The organism is Kaistella flava (ex Peng et al. 2021) (assembly GCF_015191005.1).
Taxonomy (GTDB): Bacteria; Bacteroidota; Bacteroidia; order Flavobacteriales; family Weeksellaceae; genus Kaistella; species Kaistella flava.
Map to the genome: position 1 here is coordinate 327,832 of NZ_CP040442.1, position 14,591 is coordinate 342,422.

The window sequence follows — 14,591 nt, forward strand, 5'->3', positions numbered from 1 at the left end:
GTGGCCGGATTGTTGGTAAATTTGCTTCTACAAAAATTGAATAAATGAAACTTTTAGAAAAATACACCTCCAAAAATTTAAAATTAGAAAACAGAATTGTGATGGCGCCGATGACAAGAAGTCGCGCGGATAATGAGGAACACGTTGCGAATGACCTGATGCAAAATTATTATTCACAAAGAGCAACGGCCGGTTTGATCATCACCGAAGGTATAAATGTGAGTAAAGATTCTGTCGGATACATCAACGTTCCCGGTCTTTACACCGAAAAGCAAACAGAATCATGGAAAAATGTAACTACCGCTGTGCACGCAATGGGCGGGAAAATATTTGCACAATTGTGGCACGTTGGTCGCGTTTCGCATCCGGATTTTCATGAGGGTAAAGCGCCTTTAGCTCCTTCTGCTGTAAATCCTGAAACGCAGTCTTATACTTACGAAGGTTTCAAAGATACGGTTACGCCGCAGGAAATGACGTTGGAAGATATCAAACAAACCGTTCAGGATTTTGCCAATGCTGCAGAAAATGCAATGAAAGCGGGTTTCGATGGTGTTGAAATTCACGGTGCAAACGGTTATTTGTTTCACCAGTTTTTTGCCCTGACTTCCAACAAAAGAGAAGACAATTATGGCGGTTCGACTGAAAATAGAGGACGGTTTTTGTTTGAAGTTTTGGATGCTGTAATCGAGAAAATACCATTGGAAAAAGTTGGATTGCGGCTTTCTCCAGATTTTGATGGTGTTTTTGGTATGAAGAAAGATGACGAAACGACAGAAATGTTTGAATATTTGGTGAACAAATTAAATGACTACGAGCTGGCTTATCTTCATTTCAGCGGATTTGCAGGTCAGGATGATGATCCTTTAAAAAGTATTCTGGAAATCGCCAACCATTATCGTAAAATTTACAAAGGAATATTTATGATCAACGGTGGATTTAAAAAAGATACCGCAGATAAAGCGATAGAAGATGGTCTTGCAGATCTGGTTTCTTTCGGAGTTCCTTTCATCAGCAATCCGGATCTCGTACAGCGTTTTGCGGTTGATGCACCGTTAAATGAACCTGATCAGAATACATTTTACACGCCAGGTGCAAAAGGTTACACTGACTATCATTTTTTAAAATAAGCAAAATTTATAGGGGAACTCTTTTTTTTGAATTTCTTTCCATTGTAATTAAAAGATCGGTCCAAAATTGGGCTGATCTTTTTTAATTTTATTGTAAATGTTCGCCACCATCGACGGGAATTACACAACCGTTAATCCAAGCGGCTTCATCAGTACATAATAAACTGACCACATTTGCCACATCTTCTGGCGTAGTTAATCTTTTAAAAGGATTCCGTTTTTTAGTGTGCTCTTTTATTTCTTCACTTCCAGGAATCATTTGCAAAGAACGAGTGTCCGTCACTCCTGCTTGAATACAGTTTGATCGTAAACCAAATGGAGCAAACTCCAAAGCGATATTTCTGGAGATGGCTTCCAAAGCGGCTTTTGCAGCGGAAACTGCACCGTAATTGTTGATTGGTTTTATACTTCCTTCGCTTGTGAAAGCAAGAATTCGCGCGTCTTCCGCAAACAGTTTTTCGTTGTAAATTAGTTTCGTCCAATCATATAAACTGGTTGCCATGGCGTGAAGCGTAATTGCAAAATCATCGGTAGAAAGACTTTCATCTTCGTTTCCGACCATCGGTTTCAAATTTCCTTTGGCAATACTGTGCAAAATACATCGAACTTTTCCTTCTGAACCTAACGCGGTTTTTAATTCTGTTAAAACATCCTGTTGATGTTGGAGATTTAAAGCATCTTTATTTAAACTTAAAAACTGAATATTTTCGTTTTTAATAAAATTAAATTCTTCATTAATATTTTCTATTTCAGCACGGGAACTGCGATGAATAATATAAATATTCATTCCTTCGCGTGCCAGTTTTTTTGCAGAAGCCAAACCTAATCCTGAACTTCCGCCCAGAATTACAGCCCAATAATTTGTATTTTCAAATCTTCTTACCATTGCAATAAAACTCGTTGTGCAGAAAATCCTGGTCCGAAACTTAACATTAAACCTTTCTCGCCTTTCTGCGGTTTTTGATTTATGATTTCTTCTAAAACGTAAAGAACGGTCGCGCTCGACATATTTCCATAAAGTCTTAAAATCTCTTTTGTAGTGTCAATATTTTTACCTAATTCTGAAAATAATCCTTCTACCATTTGAACAATTTTTTTTCCACCCGGATGAAAAATAAGATAATCGATATCTTTAATTTTTAAATTTTGTTTGGCTAAAAAAGGATGAATAATATTTGGGAAATGTTCCCCGATCGTATCTGGAACTTCAATATCTAAAATCATTTGCAGTCCAGAATTGGTCAGTTTGAAACCCATCATATGTTCATTATTGTAAAAATGATACATTTCTTGCGCAAGAATTTCTGGACCTTCTGCATTTTCTTCTGACGATAAAAGAACACATGCAGCGCCGTCGCCGAAAATCGCAGCGCTCACAATATTTGCCATGGAGAAATCCTCCAATTGAAAAGTCGCGGTCGGACTTTCGACTGCGATAACTGCGGCACGTTTTCCAGGATTTGCCTGAAGGAAATTCTTAGCGTAGATAATTCCGGAAACTCCGGCAGCGCAACCCATTTCTGTAACCGGCAAACGAACGATGTCTTGGCGTAAATTTAATTTGTTGATCAAATAAGCATCAAGGGACGGAATCATAATTCCAGTACAACTTACGGTGATAATATAATCCAGTGATTGCGGATCCCAACTGGCTTTTTTCAAAGATTTATCCAAAACTTGCTCACCTAATAAAACGACTTCCCGAGCGTAGATATCATTTTTATCTTCAAAAGATGTCGCCGTGAAAACTTCAATTGGATCCATGATGGAATACCTTTCATCAACTGCGGCACCTTCAAAAATCTTTTTGACTTTACGCACAAAACGGCTGTCCTGGTTGACCAACCACTGATCCAGGAAAGGTAAAACTTCGGAAGTTTTTCGGGAATATTTTGGGAGTTGCTTGGCAACGGTAACTATTTTTACACTCATTAATTACTAATTATAATATTTCAGATTCTTGCGCTTTTACAAAAACAAACCTTAGTTTTTACCACAAAGTCACAAAGTTTAGTTTATAAATGATTTTAAAAGAGCATACAGTTTTAAAAATTTTTCGCTTCTAGTTTACTCTATGAACTTTAATTTTTTTTAATATTAATGTTTCACCTTAATCTTTGTGACTTTGTGGTTTTAAAATTTCCAATTATTTTTCAATAATCCATTGGTAGCGGAATGCCCACTTCCATTTGATGCTAAATTTTTTTAAACCTAAATCTTTTGAAAATTTATCTAAATCTTCTCTTTTGAAACCTCTCAAAATGGAAATTAATCCGTCCTCCGCGGTCATTTTTTCTAATCTAAAGATAAAGATAATTGCCTGAAAAAGTCGGTAAGCCAATTTACTTCTTTGTAAATCATTGACGACGATTCCTTTTTTAACCAAATTTAAAATGACACGCATTATTTTTAAAATTTCGTCATCTTTAAAGTGATGTAAAGTAAGGGTTATCAGAGCAATGTCAATATTATATTTTGAGAAATCGTACAGAAAAATATCTTCCGCTAAATACGTGATATTTTCAAAATCTACGGAACATTTTTCAGCGTGGCGAATCGTGGCTTCATTCGCATCAATACCAATTAACTGAAAATTTAAATTATTTTCCTTTCCAAATTTTGATAACATTCGCAGCATATCGCCGCTTCCACAACCGAAATCCATGATGGTGATCGTTTTATCTTTTGGGAAATCTTTAATTAAAGTTTTAACTCCACCTAAAGTCACGGAGTTTCCACCGAGCAATTGATTAATTCTGGCAATGTCGTCCAAAGCGGTTACTAAACCTTCATTATCAATGGAGAAATCGTCCATCGATTCTTCAAGATCTGTTCTGTACGTTGTATCTAAAGCCATTAATTTTGAGTCATATTGATTTCTTTTCCGTGGGTTTTTCTAATGATAATCGGAAGTAGGAAAGGAAGATGGGTTATTAAATTTGTCAAAACTTCGGAAAGTTTTGAATGTTCTAAAATACTACCTAAAATTCGGCCATACCATAATCTTTGTTTGAAATTCTTATTCCAGTTCGAAGAATAATTTTTTTCCATTTCTTGACGAGAAGTTTTACCTGACAAAAAATCTAATGTTTGTTCTGAAGCCAATTTTGCACTATGAATTGCCATTGCCATTCCATTACCACATAAAGGATGTATTAATCCTGCGGTGTCACCCATCATTAAAATATGATCTTCTACATTTTCTTTTTTGTCAAAACAAATCTGACTGATGGTCAAAGGTTTTTCAAATACAGTAGTAGAATTTTCTAAAATATTTTTTAAATGTGGATTTTGAGAGACAACTTTTTCCTGGAACTCATCAATATTTTTATATTTCTTGAAAGATTTAAAATTAGTTAAATAACAGATATTGAGCAAATTATTCTCCACTTTTGAAACACCACAATAACCACCTTTAAAATTATGCAAACCCACAACATCATTTTCAAATTCTCCTTTGTAGTGAGACTTCACCGCCAACCAAGGAGATTTATTTTTTAAAAAATCGCGATTCATTTTTAAATCTAAATTTGATCGTTTTCCAAATCCGCCCAAAACAACTTTTGAGGATAAAGTTTTTCCGGATGCCAAATGAACTTCAAAATAATCATCTTTAAAAATCACCTCATTTACCTGATCTTCTATAACCTCGCAGTTTTGAGAAAGAGCCTTTTTATAAAGTGCATCATCTAAAGTATATCTGCTGATCCCAAAACCACCGAGCGGAAGTTTGGTTTCAATCGTTCTTCCAGACTCGGAAGAAAATTGCAAGGTTGAAATGTGGGTTGGCTTTAATTCATCAATTTTAATATTCAACCAATCGAAATAGGGAAGGACTTCATTAGAAATATATTCGCCGCAGACTTTATGTTTTGGGTAAGAATTCTTCTCAATAACAATGACTTTACGACCCATTTTCGTGAGATGTATCGCGCTCGTTAAACCTGCTAAACCGCCACCAATGATGATGACTTCGGTATCGCAATTTGAATTCTTCAATTTTTTATTTAAATGTAGTAAAAATTTTTACCACAAAGTCACAAAAGTTTTATTGTACAAGTTTACCATTTGCTTTTTAACACATGAGTCACATTAGTTAAAGTTTAAAAACACGACGCGGAAAAACAGACATTAGTTTTTAATTTCCGTAGGGAATCTTAATGAATCTTAACTCCTTAACCAAAACCTTAATGGTGAAATTTTTTACTCAATTTTTTGCCATTTCTGCTTTTCCATTATCGCGTGAATCGAATCGTAAAATTTTAATAGACCAAGAGAACCTTTCTCGCCATAGTCGTAAATAGTTTTTATTTTTCCGTTATCGTACACTACTTTAGTTTCTATGGCAGAATGATCGCAGCAACCGATGGAATATCTTTCTTCTAAATTTTTGAAATCAATATTATTGAGATACAATCCCAAATTTTGAAAATCTTGGTTTTTATTTCCGACGAAATTACCTTTTAATTTTTTATAAAATTTTGAATTTAAAATGATGGAATCTTTTTTAAAAGACAATGTGAAATAAACTCCGGGAGCATAACCGCCATACTGGGTGAATTTAATTTCTGAAATATTATTGTTACTTCTCTTATTTGCAAATTCTGTAAGTTGATTATTTGTAACCATTAAGGTATCGAACTTCAGGATATTATTTAAGTCATCAAATCTTGGTATAAAGTTTAACACCTTAATCAAATTCTGACCGTTGTAATTTATAATTTTGGCGGAAAAGATATCGTAAACCCTTTTCTTACCTGCACTTAAAATTTTGTAACCATTGGAACTGCTTAATAAAACGACACAATTTTTAGCATCATCATCTATGAATCTTACCAGATTTTCATTGGTACTGTCTTTTTTATATTCCAAATTGACTAAATAATCCTGTTTTCCATCACCATTCAAATCGGCTTTAAATATGGGTTTTAGATTTTCCTTCGCAATTATTTTTCTAAAAGATTTAATAGAGTCGATGAAATTTTCACCAGTCAAAAAATCTGTTTTTAGTTGAAGATCTTCGTAGTTTTTATCAGCATGAATAATCTCTAATACTTCTTTATCAGTAAGATCTTTTTTATCACAAGATAAAATTAGAAATAGCGAAACAAAAAGGAAAATATATTTCATACTTAAATTTAAAAAAAGAAAGATACAATTTAATGCAAGAAAAAACCTCGCGTTTCCGCAAGGTTCTATAATTTATTGTAAGATTGTAAACATCCATCATCAGACATCCATCATCCAACAATCTTAAATCTTCTCATTCTTAATTTCCTCCACAATCTCCGGATTCAAAAGCGTAGAAGTATCACCGAAATTAGCAAAATCACCTTCCGCAATTTTTCTCAAAATACGGCGCATAATTTTCCCGGAACGGGTTTTTGGCAAGGCAGAAACAAACTGAATTTTATCCAGTTTCGCGATTGGTCCAATCGTATCCGAAATAACGTTGTTGATTTCTTTTCTCAAATTATCTCTATCACGATCTTCACCACTGTCTTTTAACATCACAAAACCGTAAAGCGCACTTCCTTTCACGTCGTGTGGATACCCAACAATCGCAGATTCCGCCACGGCTGGATGTAAATTCACACTATCTTCAATCGGTGCAGTTCCCAAATTATGTCCGGAAACAATGATCACATCATCAACACGTCCGGTGATTCTGTAATAGCCAACTTCATCTCTCAAAGCGCCATCTCCTGTGAAATATTTTCCCGGGAAAGCGGTAAAATAAGTATCTTTATATCGTTGATGGTCACCCCAAATTGTTCGCGCAATTCCAGGCCACGGAAAACGGATACATAAATTTCCATCCACTTGATTTCCGGTAATTTCATTTCGTTTATCATCCATCAAAACGGGCTGAATTCCCGGCAACGGCAAAGTCGCATAAGTCGGTTTTGTCGGCGTGATAAAAGGCAATGGTGAAATCATAATCCCTCCGGTTTCAGTTTGCCACCAGGTATCAACGATCGGACATTTTTTCTTGCCGACATGATCATTATACCAATGCCACGCTTCATCATTAATCGGCTCACCAACAGACCCGATCACTCTCAGACTTGACAAATCATGTTTCTCAACCCATTCGTAAGATTCTTTTGCCAAGGCACGAATCGCTGTTGGAGCCGTATAAAATTGCGTTACTTTATGTTTTTCAATCACTTCCCAGAAACGATCCGGTTCCGGATAAGTTGGTACTCCTTCAAAAATAACGGTCGTTGCGCCATTCAACAACGGTCCGTACAAAATATAAGAATGTCCCGTGATCCAGCCAATATCGGCAGTACACCAATAAATATCGTTCTCCTTATAATTGAAAACATTTTTAAAAGTATAAGCCGTGTAAACCATGTAACCGGCGGTGGTGTGCAACATTCCTTTCGGCTTTCCAGTCGATCCTGACGTATATAAAATAAACAACGGATCTTCCGCATCCATGATCACCGAAATAAAATCAGAAGGCGCTTTGTCATAAAGAGGCGCCAACCAAAGATCTCTTCCTTCCTTCATTTTTACCTCGCCGCCGGTTCTTTTTACGACCAAAACTTTTTCCACGGTCGGACATTTTTCTACGGCTTCATCGATGATTCCTTTCAAATCAATCGATTTTGTACCGCGGTAACTTCCATCCGAACAGATGATCATTTTCGCTCCACAATCGTTAACTCTTGATTCCACAGCATTTGCCGAAAATCCCGCAAAAATTACGGAGTGAATCGCGCCCAATCTTGCACAGGCCAACATTGAAACCGCCAGTTCCGGAATCATTGGCAAATAAATACAAACGCGGTCGCCCTTTTGGACGCCCTGATCACGAAGCACATTCGCCATTTTACAAACCCGGTCGCGCAATTCGCTGTACGAAATATGTTGCGCCTCCTCTTTCGGATCATTCGGCTCAAAAATAATCGCCGTTTTATCCCCACGCTCATTCAAATGCCGGTCGATACAATTCTTCGTAATATTCAGTTTTGCATTTTTAAACCATTGAATTTTAGCATCTTCCATATTGTAATCCACCACTTTAGACCACCGTTGATACCACACAAAATTCTCATCGGCCACTTTATCCCAGAATTTTTTCGGGTTTTTAATCGATTTTTTATACTGTTTAAAATAGTCCGGCAAATCGTCTATCACGTAATTTTTCATAATATTTAATTTTTTTTAATTCTAATTTTATTTAGGAGCCGTCTCTTCCTCAAGACGAGATGCTATCCGCTCATACTCCTCACGCCAAGGCTTTTCCCAACGCTTGTTCCGGGGTAACCGCTTCTATCAGGGCTAGTTACGACCCGTTTTATTTATTCCAATTTTCGTTTAAATATAATTTCATCTTTTTCATTCATAGATTCATAAATTCATAGGGCTACACCCCATGCTATTGATTACGCCACTTCGTGGCTGGATTAAGAATTTCCATTTACCTTAGTTTCCTATTAGTTAACCGTTGATCAATCTTAATTTTACTTAATTTCTTACTGGTTAAATTTCGCACGGACAATATTTGCTAAGTGAAACGCCTTTGCGCCCGTAATTTTATGCAGCATTATTAATAAATTCTTTGCGTCTTTGCGTTAAAATATTTAGTGTAGTTGGACAACAATTTACAAATACTTCTTTTTATATTCATCCATTTTCAACTGCAATTCCTCCACAACACTTTCATCATCAATCGTCGATGGCATTTGATATTCCTTTCCATCCAACATCGTCCGAATCAATTTTCTCAAAATTTTCCCCGACCGTGTTTTCGGTAAACGGTTCACCACCAAAGCATTTTTCATACACGCCACAGCACCGATTTTTTCCCTAACCAATAAAACAAGATCCTTTTCCAAAGTCTTCTCATCCGCTTCTGAACCTGATTTTAAAACCGCAATGGCAAAAGGAATTTGACCTTTTAAATCATCATCAATTCCGACCACGCAACATTCTGCAATTTCTTTGTGAGCAGATACTACTTCTTCCATTTCCGCGGTAGAAAGTCGGTGTCCTGCTACATTAATTACATCGTCAACTCTTCCTGTCACGAAAACATATCCGTCTTCATCTTTAATTGCGCCGTCTCCGGAAAAATAGTAACCCGGAAATCTGGATAAATATCCAAATTTAAAACGTTCCGGATCGCCCCAAATTCCCATCATCGCTCCAGGCGCTAAAGGAAGTTTGATCACCAAATAACCTTCATGATGCGGTTCGAGTTCATAACCTTCTTCGCTGAAAATTTTAATATCATAACCTGGAATCGGTTTTCCAGCCGAGGCTCTTTTAATTTTAACATCTTCAACACCCGGCATTAATCCCAACATCGGCCAACCTGATTCCGTTTGCCACCAATGATCAATTGCAGGAACTCCCACAAATTTTTCATACCAATCCAATGTTGCGACATCACATCTTTCACCAGCCAAAAACTGGGTTCTTAAAGACGATAAATCATATTTTTTGACCAGTTTTCCTTCGGGATCTTCTTTTTTAATAGCACGAATTGCGGTCGGAGCCGTGAACATGATGGATACTTTATGCTCTTCAATCACTCGCCAAAAAGTTCCTGCATCCGGCGTTCCGATTGGTTTTCCTTCAAAAATAACGGTTGTATTTCTGTTAATCAAAGGACCATAAACCGAGTAACTGTGGCCAACTGCCCAACCAATGTCAGAAGCCGCCCAAAAGGTTTCGCCTTCATTTGCACCGTAAATATTTTTTATTGAAAATTTCATGGCAACGGCATGACCGCCATTATCACGGACAACTCCTTTCGGTTTTCCAGTCGTTCCGGAGGTGTACAAAATATACAAAGGATGCGTAGATTCTACGGAAACGCACTCGGTTGGTTCGGATTCGGTCATTAACTTTTCAAAATCAACCAAGGAAGAATCATTTTTAAAATCAACCCGATTTCCTAATAATTTTCTATCGAAAGCCACGATATGTTCTGGTTGATGTTCAGACATTGAAACTGCTTCTTTCACGAAAGGCAAATACGGAATTCTTCTGGAAACTTCCATTCCGGAACTTGCGGTAATAATCGCTTTTGGATTACAATCGTCAATTCTGATGGCTAATTCCTGCGGCGCAAATCCACCAAAAACAACGGAATGGGTAACGCCTAATCTAGCACAAGCCAACATTGCAAATACGGATTCTGGAATCATCGGCATGTAAATAATCGCGGTATCGCCTTTTTCTAAACCTAATTTTTTCAGTCCGCCCGCAAATTTTGAAACATGTTCTAAAACTTGACTATAAGTATATTTAATAATTCTATTCGTTACCGGAGAATCGTAAATAATTGCAACCTGATCGCCGAATCCATCATTGACATGTTTATCAACCGCCAGAAAACACGTATTCAATTCTCCATCTGCAAACCACGTAGGATAATTTACACCATCATCGGTTAAGATATGTTTTGGCTTTTTAAACCATTCAATTTGTTCTGCCTGTTCTGCCCAGAATTTTTCTTTGTGAATAATACTTTCTTTAAACATTTGATCTGCGTTCATGATATTTAGGTTTTAGGTAGTGGGTTTTAGGTTTTAGTCTAAATTCCCAAAATTGAGTTTTATTGATTGCTTATTATCGATTAATTATTGCTTATCTGTCAAAAGTTCTTCAACCCGTTCTGTCAGTTTTTTTATTGAATAAGGTTTGGTGATGTAATCATCTGCGCCAAGTTCCAGCCCTTTTTTAATATCTGCTTCACCACTTTTTGCGGAAAGTAGAATGACTTTAATTCCACTCAGGTTTTTATCTCTTTTAATTTCTGCGAGCGTGGTGTAACCATCAACATTGGGCATCATAATGTCCAATAAAATCATATCGGGAATTTCGGTTTTCAACAGTTCCAAAACTTCGGAACCGTCTCTGGCGATAAAAACTTCATAACCGGCTTTCTTAAATGCGTATTCCAAGGTCATGATGATCTTGTGTTCGTCGTCGGCGATTAATATTTTTTTCATGTTTCTTCTTTTTTGGGGCGACCGCGAAGCGGTCAAATATTCATAGCCGTATGTGAAACATACGGATCGTTTACGGACATGTTTGTGAAATTTTCAAACATGTGAACGGAATTTATAAAAAATATTTTTCATCAAATTCAATTTCATTTTCAAGCAATAATCTCCGGTATTCGGATTCAAAATCTTCAGCATGGTGATGCTTTTTTTGATTTTTAATATAATTAATAATCATCTCTTTATCTCTGATGCAGTACGTAAATGCGCCATAACCTTCCTGCCATTCTTCAAATTCAGGAAACAAACCACTTTGTTTCATCCATAAGTTACTGGCAATTTTAATGTCTTTTACCAGATCGCTCAGTCGTACGGTTGGGTGCAAACTGGTGAAAATATGGAGATGATCCGGCATTCCATTAATCCTGTATAGCGTGCATTTTTTGTTTTTAATAATTCCCCAGATATATTTGTACAATTCGTCTTCGTGTTCAGAATTGAGGCTTGGTTTTCTATGTTTTGTAGAAAATACGATGTGATAATATATTTGGGTGTAGGTTGACATTTTTTTTTATTCGTTCGGTTGTTGAACCCTTCGGGTTCTTGATTCTTTTTTTATTATTTTTTTCCGTACGTTTCACATACGGCTATTGTTGTTAAACTCTTCGAGTTCATTGTTATGTTCTTTAATTGGTAAGAAAACTTCAAACGTTACTCCAATTTCTTTATTTTTCACTTCGATGTCGCCGCCATGTGCGATCATTATTTTTTTACAAATCGCTAAACCTAGTCCGCTTCCTGTTGGTTTTTGCAGATTTTGATTTTTTGACTGGTAGAATTTTTCAAAGATGAAGGCCAGATCTTCGGTCGGAATTATTTTTCCGGTATTGAAGATGGAAATCTTTAATTGGTGTTCCTGTTTCTGAAATTTCGTTTGAATCATTCCTTGTTCATTCGTGAATTTCAAAGCGTTTCCTAAAATATTTTGAAAAACCTGAATCATTCTGGGTTCATCATATTCAAAGATTTCATCTTCTAAAAGATTGACATCCGAATGATGCAGACTTCTTTGTTCAAAAAGGTGAAGCAATGGTTTCACTGATTTACGGAAAGTTTCAATGATATTAAAGGACTGAATATTTAAAGGAATAGTTCCCGTCTCCAGTTTATCCAGGTAAAGAATATCATTAATAATTTCACTCAAACGATCTGATTCTGAAATGATGTTTTCCAGGAAATCCTTCTTTAATTCTGCCGGCATTTCTTCATCATCCAAAAGAATTTCACTGGTTGCACGAATTGCTGTCAGCGGTGTGCGAAGTTCGTGTGCAACGCTATCGAGGAATTCATCTTTTTGTTTGTCTTTAACAATCAGATTTTTATTGGCGTTTTGAAGATCGTCAGAGAGTTTCAATAACTGCGAGGATTGTTCGCTTAATTGTTTATTAATAGAAATATTTTCCTTTGATTCTTCCAAAATTTTTAAAACTTCCGGAAGTGAAATTTTATCTTCTTTGGTTACACCTTCAATTAAAATTTTTGCAGAAGCAGTACCAATTCTTCCACTTAAAAGGTTTTCAGAAAATTTAATGAAACGGGAATCTGCAGTGTCACTGTCGTTGGTAATTTTATATTTTAAATTAAAAATTTTCAGGGCTTGCTCTGTCTTTTTCTCGCCAAGAAACTTTACTAAAATCTTTTGAATATCTGACACGTGTGCCGTTCCTTTCCAGATGTAAGCGTTTTCATGATTTTGAATGTAATCATTGATGTCTACATAAATTTCAGCATAATTTCTTTCGCGATAATCTGAAATAGTATTTGCCGAAATGATGGTAAATAAAAGTCCATTAACTAAAAGACTCCAGAAGAAAATCTGTGGAATTGGCGATAAATAAGGAATATTAAAAAAACTGAAGAAACCGTGATTGAAGAAAGTGCTTTGTTGGTAATTTTCAGAAAAACTTGGTAAGACCAAACCTAAATAACAAATAAGAACTCCCACAATAATTCCAGTCATCGAACCTAAATAAGTGCCACGTCGCCAAAATATCGCGCCGAAAAAAGAAGGTGCTAATTGTGCGATTAGTACAAAAGAAACCAAACCTATACTGAATAAACTTTTGCCTAATATAAAATATTTATAAAATATAAAACTAACCAAAATCAATAAGAAAATACTGATTTTTCTAATGTTAACAATGTTTTTGGTGTTGTTTGTTTCCGACCCAAATTTAAACCGATCCAGCCATCCGTAAGGAATAATGATGTTATTGGAAAGCATAATCGACAATGAAATACTCGAAATAATAATCATCGAAATACAGGCGCTTAATCCACCGAAGAAAACCATTGTTGAAATGATCTTATTTCCAAATTTCTGTGGAATGAGAATAGAGTAGAGTTCGGGATTTACATCTTCACCAAAAAATAAAATCTTTCCGCCCCAGGCAATTGGGAACACGAAGAAGTTGAAAATCAAAAGATATAAAGGGAACAGCCAAATTGCAGTTTTGATGTGTTTCTCTTTTCTGTTTTCGATAATCGCGGTGTGAAATTGTCTTGGCAAAAGGAAAATCGCCGACATCGACAGCATCGACATTAAGAACCAGTTGAATCCGCCTTCTAAACCGTTAAAGGTGTTTTTGGCTGCGAAGTCCGGTAGCTTTTCGGCTTGGTTGTAAATATCTTCAAAACCATTAAATACGCCGTAAACCACGAAGATTCCGAGAATGATGAAGAAAATTAATTTTAAGAAACTTTCAACCGCAACGGCAGAAATAATTCCAAGTCTTTTTTCCGAAGCATCCACATATTTTGTTCCGTAATAAGAGGAGAATAAGGCGATTATTAAAACAACGTAAGTTGCCGAATCGAAAAATATATTCGTAGTTTGATCCGTTTCTGTTATTAAATGAAAGGTTTCCGAGATCGCTTTTATCTGTAAACCGACGTAAGGAATAATCGCAAACATACAAACCAAAGCAATTAAAGCGCTTAAGGAACGACTGTTTCCGTATCTCAAAGAAATGAAATCTGCGATACTGCTGATTTTATTAACCCGAGAAATTCGGATGATTTTTGAATTGATATAAATCCAGGCTGGAATAATAATAATGGGACCGATGTAGATCGCCATATATTCTAAACCCTGATTTGCTGCCACACCGATGCTTCCATAATACGTCCAGGCCGAGCAGTAAACTGCCAGAGAAAGTGCATAAACGTACGGATTGTTTACCCAAAAACTGCTTCTTCTCTTCTCCGCGAAATACGCAATAAAGAACAGAAGACCCAGATAGAGGACAACCAGTGCAAAAAGCAAATAACTATTCATGGAATTTTTTGAAAATAATAAATGAAGTGAGACATGAGGCTGCCCAAACAAAAAAGATATAAACATAAATAATCGGCAAGCCAATTAATTTTTGTGAACTGTTGAACAAAAGCAAAACCGGCGCATTGAATAAAATAAACAATGCAATACTTAAAATAA

Annotated in this window: 11 protein-coding genes; 1 reads left to right on the plus strand and 10 read right to left on the minus strand. The window is 36.1% G+C overall.

Annotated elements, in window-relative coordinates; translation table 11 throughout:
* Positions 1-44 precede the first annotated feature (44 nt).
* Positions 45-1,127: an alkene reductase gene (locus tag Q73A0000_RS01465; RefSeq protein ID WP_193812320.1), complete on the plus strand. Its 1,083-nt coding sequence runs from the start codon at positions 45-47 to the stop codon at positions 1,125-1,127.
* 88 nt (positions 1,128-1,215) lie between these two features.
* On the opposite strand, the gene Q73A0000_RS01470 is transcribed toward Q73A0000_RS01465, so the two are convergent.
* The 10 genes from Q73A0000_RS01470 to Q73A0000_RS01515 all read right to left on the minus strand — a co-directional run bounded on the left by Q73A0000_RS01470 (position 1,216) and on the right by Q73A0000_RS01515 (position 14,432).
* A complete protein-coding gene (locus tag Q73A0000_RS01470; protein WP_193812321.1) occupies positions 1,216-2,013 on the minus strand; it encodes an enoyl-ACP reductase in 798 nt (265 codons plus the stop codon).
* Positions 2,007-3,059, minus strand: coding sequence for a type III polyketide synthase (locus Q73A0000_RS01475; protein WP_193812322.1), 1,053 nt, complete (start codon positions 3,057-3,059; stop codon positions 2,007-2,009). Before Q73A0000_RS01475 ends, Q73A0000_RS01470 begins: the two co-directional genes overlap by 7 nt.
* A 214-nt stretch (positions 3,060-3,273) precedes the next feature.
* Positions 3,274-3,984, minus strand: coding sequence for a methyltransferase domain-containing protein (locus tag Q73A0000_RS01480; RefSeq protein ID WP_193812323.1), 711 nt, complete (start codon positions 3,982-3,984; stop codon positions 3,274-3,276).
* Positions 3,984-5,126, minus strand: a complete 1,143-nt coding sequence (locus Q73A0000_RS01485) for an NAD(P)/FAD-dependent oxidoreductase (protein WP_193812324.1) — start codon at positions 5,124-5,126, stop codon at positions 3,984-3,986. Before Q73A0000_RS01485 ends, Q73A0000_RS01480 begins: the two co-directional genes overlap by 1 nt.
* A gap of 204 nt (positions 5,127-5,330) precedes the next feature.
* A complete protein-coding gene (locus tag Q73A0000_RS01490; protein WP_193812325.1) occupies positions 5,331-6,257 on the minus strand; it encodes a hypothetical protein in 927 nt (308 codons plus the stop codon).
* A 123-nt stretch (positions 6,258-6,380) separates the two neighbouring features.
* Positions 6,381-8,288, minus strand: a complete 1,908-nt coding sequence (gene acs, locus Q73A0000_RS01495; protein ID WP_193812326.1) for an acetate--CoA ligase — start codon at positions 8,286-8,288, stop codon at positions 6,381-6,383.
* A gap of 455 nt (positions 8,289-8,743) precedes the next feature.
* Complete coding sequence (locus tag Q73A0000_RS01500) at positions 8,744-10,645, minus strand: AMP-binding protein (protein WP_193812327.1); 1,902 nt, start codon at positions 10,643-10,645, stop codon at positions 8,744-8,746.
* A gap of 84 nt (positions 10,646-10,729) precedes the next feature.
* Positions 10,730-11,101: a response regulator transcription factor gene (locus Q73A0000_RS01505; RefSeq protein WP_193812328.1), complete on the minus strand. Its 372-nt coding sequence runs from the start codon at positions 11,099-11,101 to the stop codon at positions 10,730-10,732.
* Between the two features lie 112 nt (positions 11,102-11,213).
* Complete coding sequence (tnpA, locus tag Q73A0000_RS01510; RefSeq protein ID WP_193812329.1) at positions 11,214-11,660, minus strand: IS200/IS605 family transposase; 447 nt, start codon at positions 11,658-11,660, stop codon at positions 11,214-11,216.
* Between the two features lie 72 nt (positions 11,661-11,732).
* Complete coding sequence (locus Q73A0000_RS01515; protein WP_193812330.1) at positions 11,733-14,432, minus strand: ATP-binding protein; 2,700 nt, start codon at positions 14,430-14,432, stop codon at positions 11,733-11,735.
* Positions 14,433-14,591 lie beyond the last annotated feature (159 nt).

What these genes read in the sequence shown, in the direction of transcription:
- Q73A0000_RS01465 (WP_193812320.1), top strand. Translation starts at nt 45, where the DNA reads ATGAAACTTTTAGAAAAATACACCTCCAAAAATTTAAAATTAGAAAAC.
- Q73A0000_RS01470 (WP_193812321.1), bottom strand. Translation starts at nt 2,013, where the DNA reads ATGGTAAGAAGATTTGAAAATACAAATTATTGGGCTGTAATTCTGGGC.
- Q73A0000_RS01475 (WP_193812322.1), bottom strand. Translation starts at nt 3,059, where the DNA reads ATGAGTGTAAAAATAGTTACCGTTGCCAAGCAACTCCCAAAATATTCC.
- Q73A0000_RS01480 (WP_193812323.1), bottom strand. Translation starts at nt 3,984, where the DNA reads ATGGCTTTAGATACAACGTACAGAACAGATCTTGAAGAATCGATGGAC.
- Q73A0000_RS01490 (WP_193812325.1), bottom strand. Translation starts at nt 6,257, where the DNA reads ATGAAATATATTTTCCTTTTTGTTTCGCTATTTCTAATTTTATCTTGT.
- acs (WP_193812326.1), bottom strand. Translation starts at nt 8,288, where the DNA reads ATGAAAAATTACGTGATAGACGATTTGCCGGACTATTTTAAACAGTAT.
- Q73A0000_RS01500 (WP_193812327.1), bottom strand. Translation starts at nt 10,645, where the DNA reads ATGAACGCAGATCAAATGTTTAAAGAAAGTATTATTCACAAAGAAAAA.
- Q73A0000_RS01505 (WP_193812328.1), bottom strand. Translation starts at nt 11,101, where the DNA reads ATGAAAAAAATATTAATCGCCGACGACGAACACAAGATCATCATGACC.
- tnpA (WP_193812329.1), bottom strand. Translation starts at nt 11,660, where the DNA reads ATGTCAACCTACACCCAAATATATTATCACATCGTATTTTCTACAAAA.
- Q73A0000_RS01515 (WP_193812330.1), bottom strand. Translation starts at nt 14,432, where the DNA reads ATGAATAGTTATTTGCTTTTTGCACTGGTTGTCCTCTATCTGGGTCTT.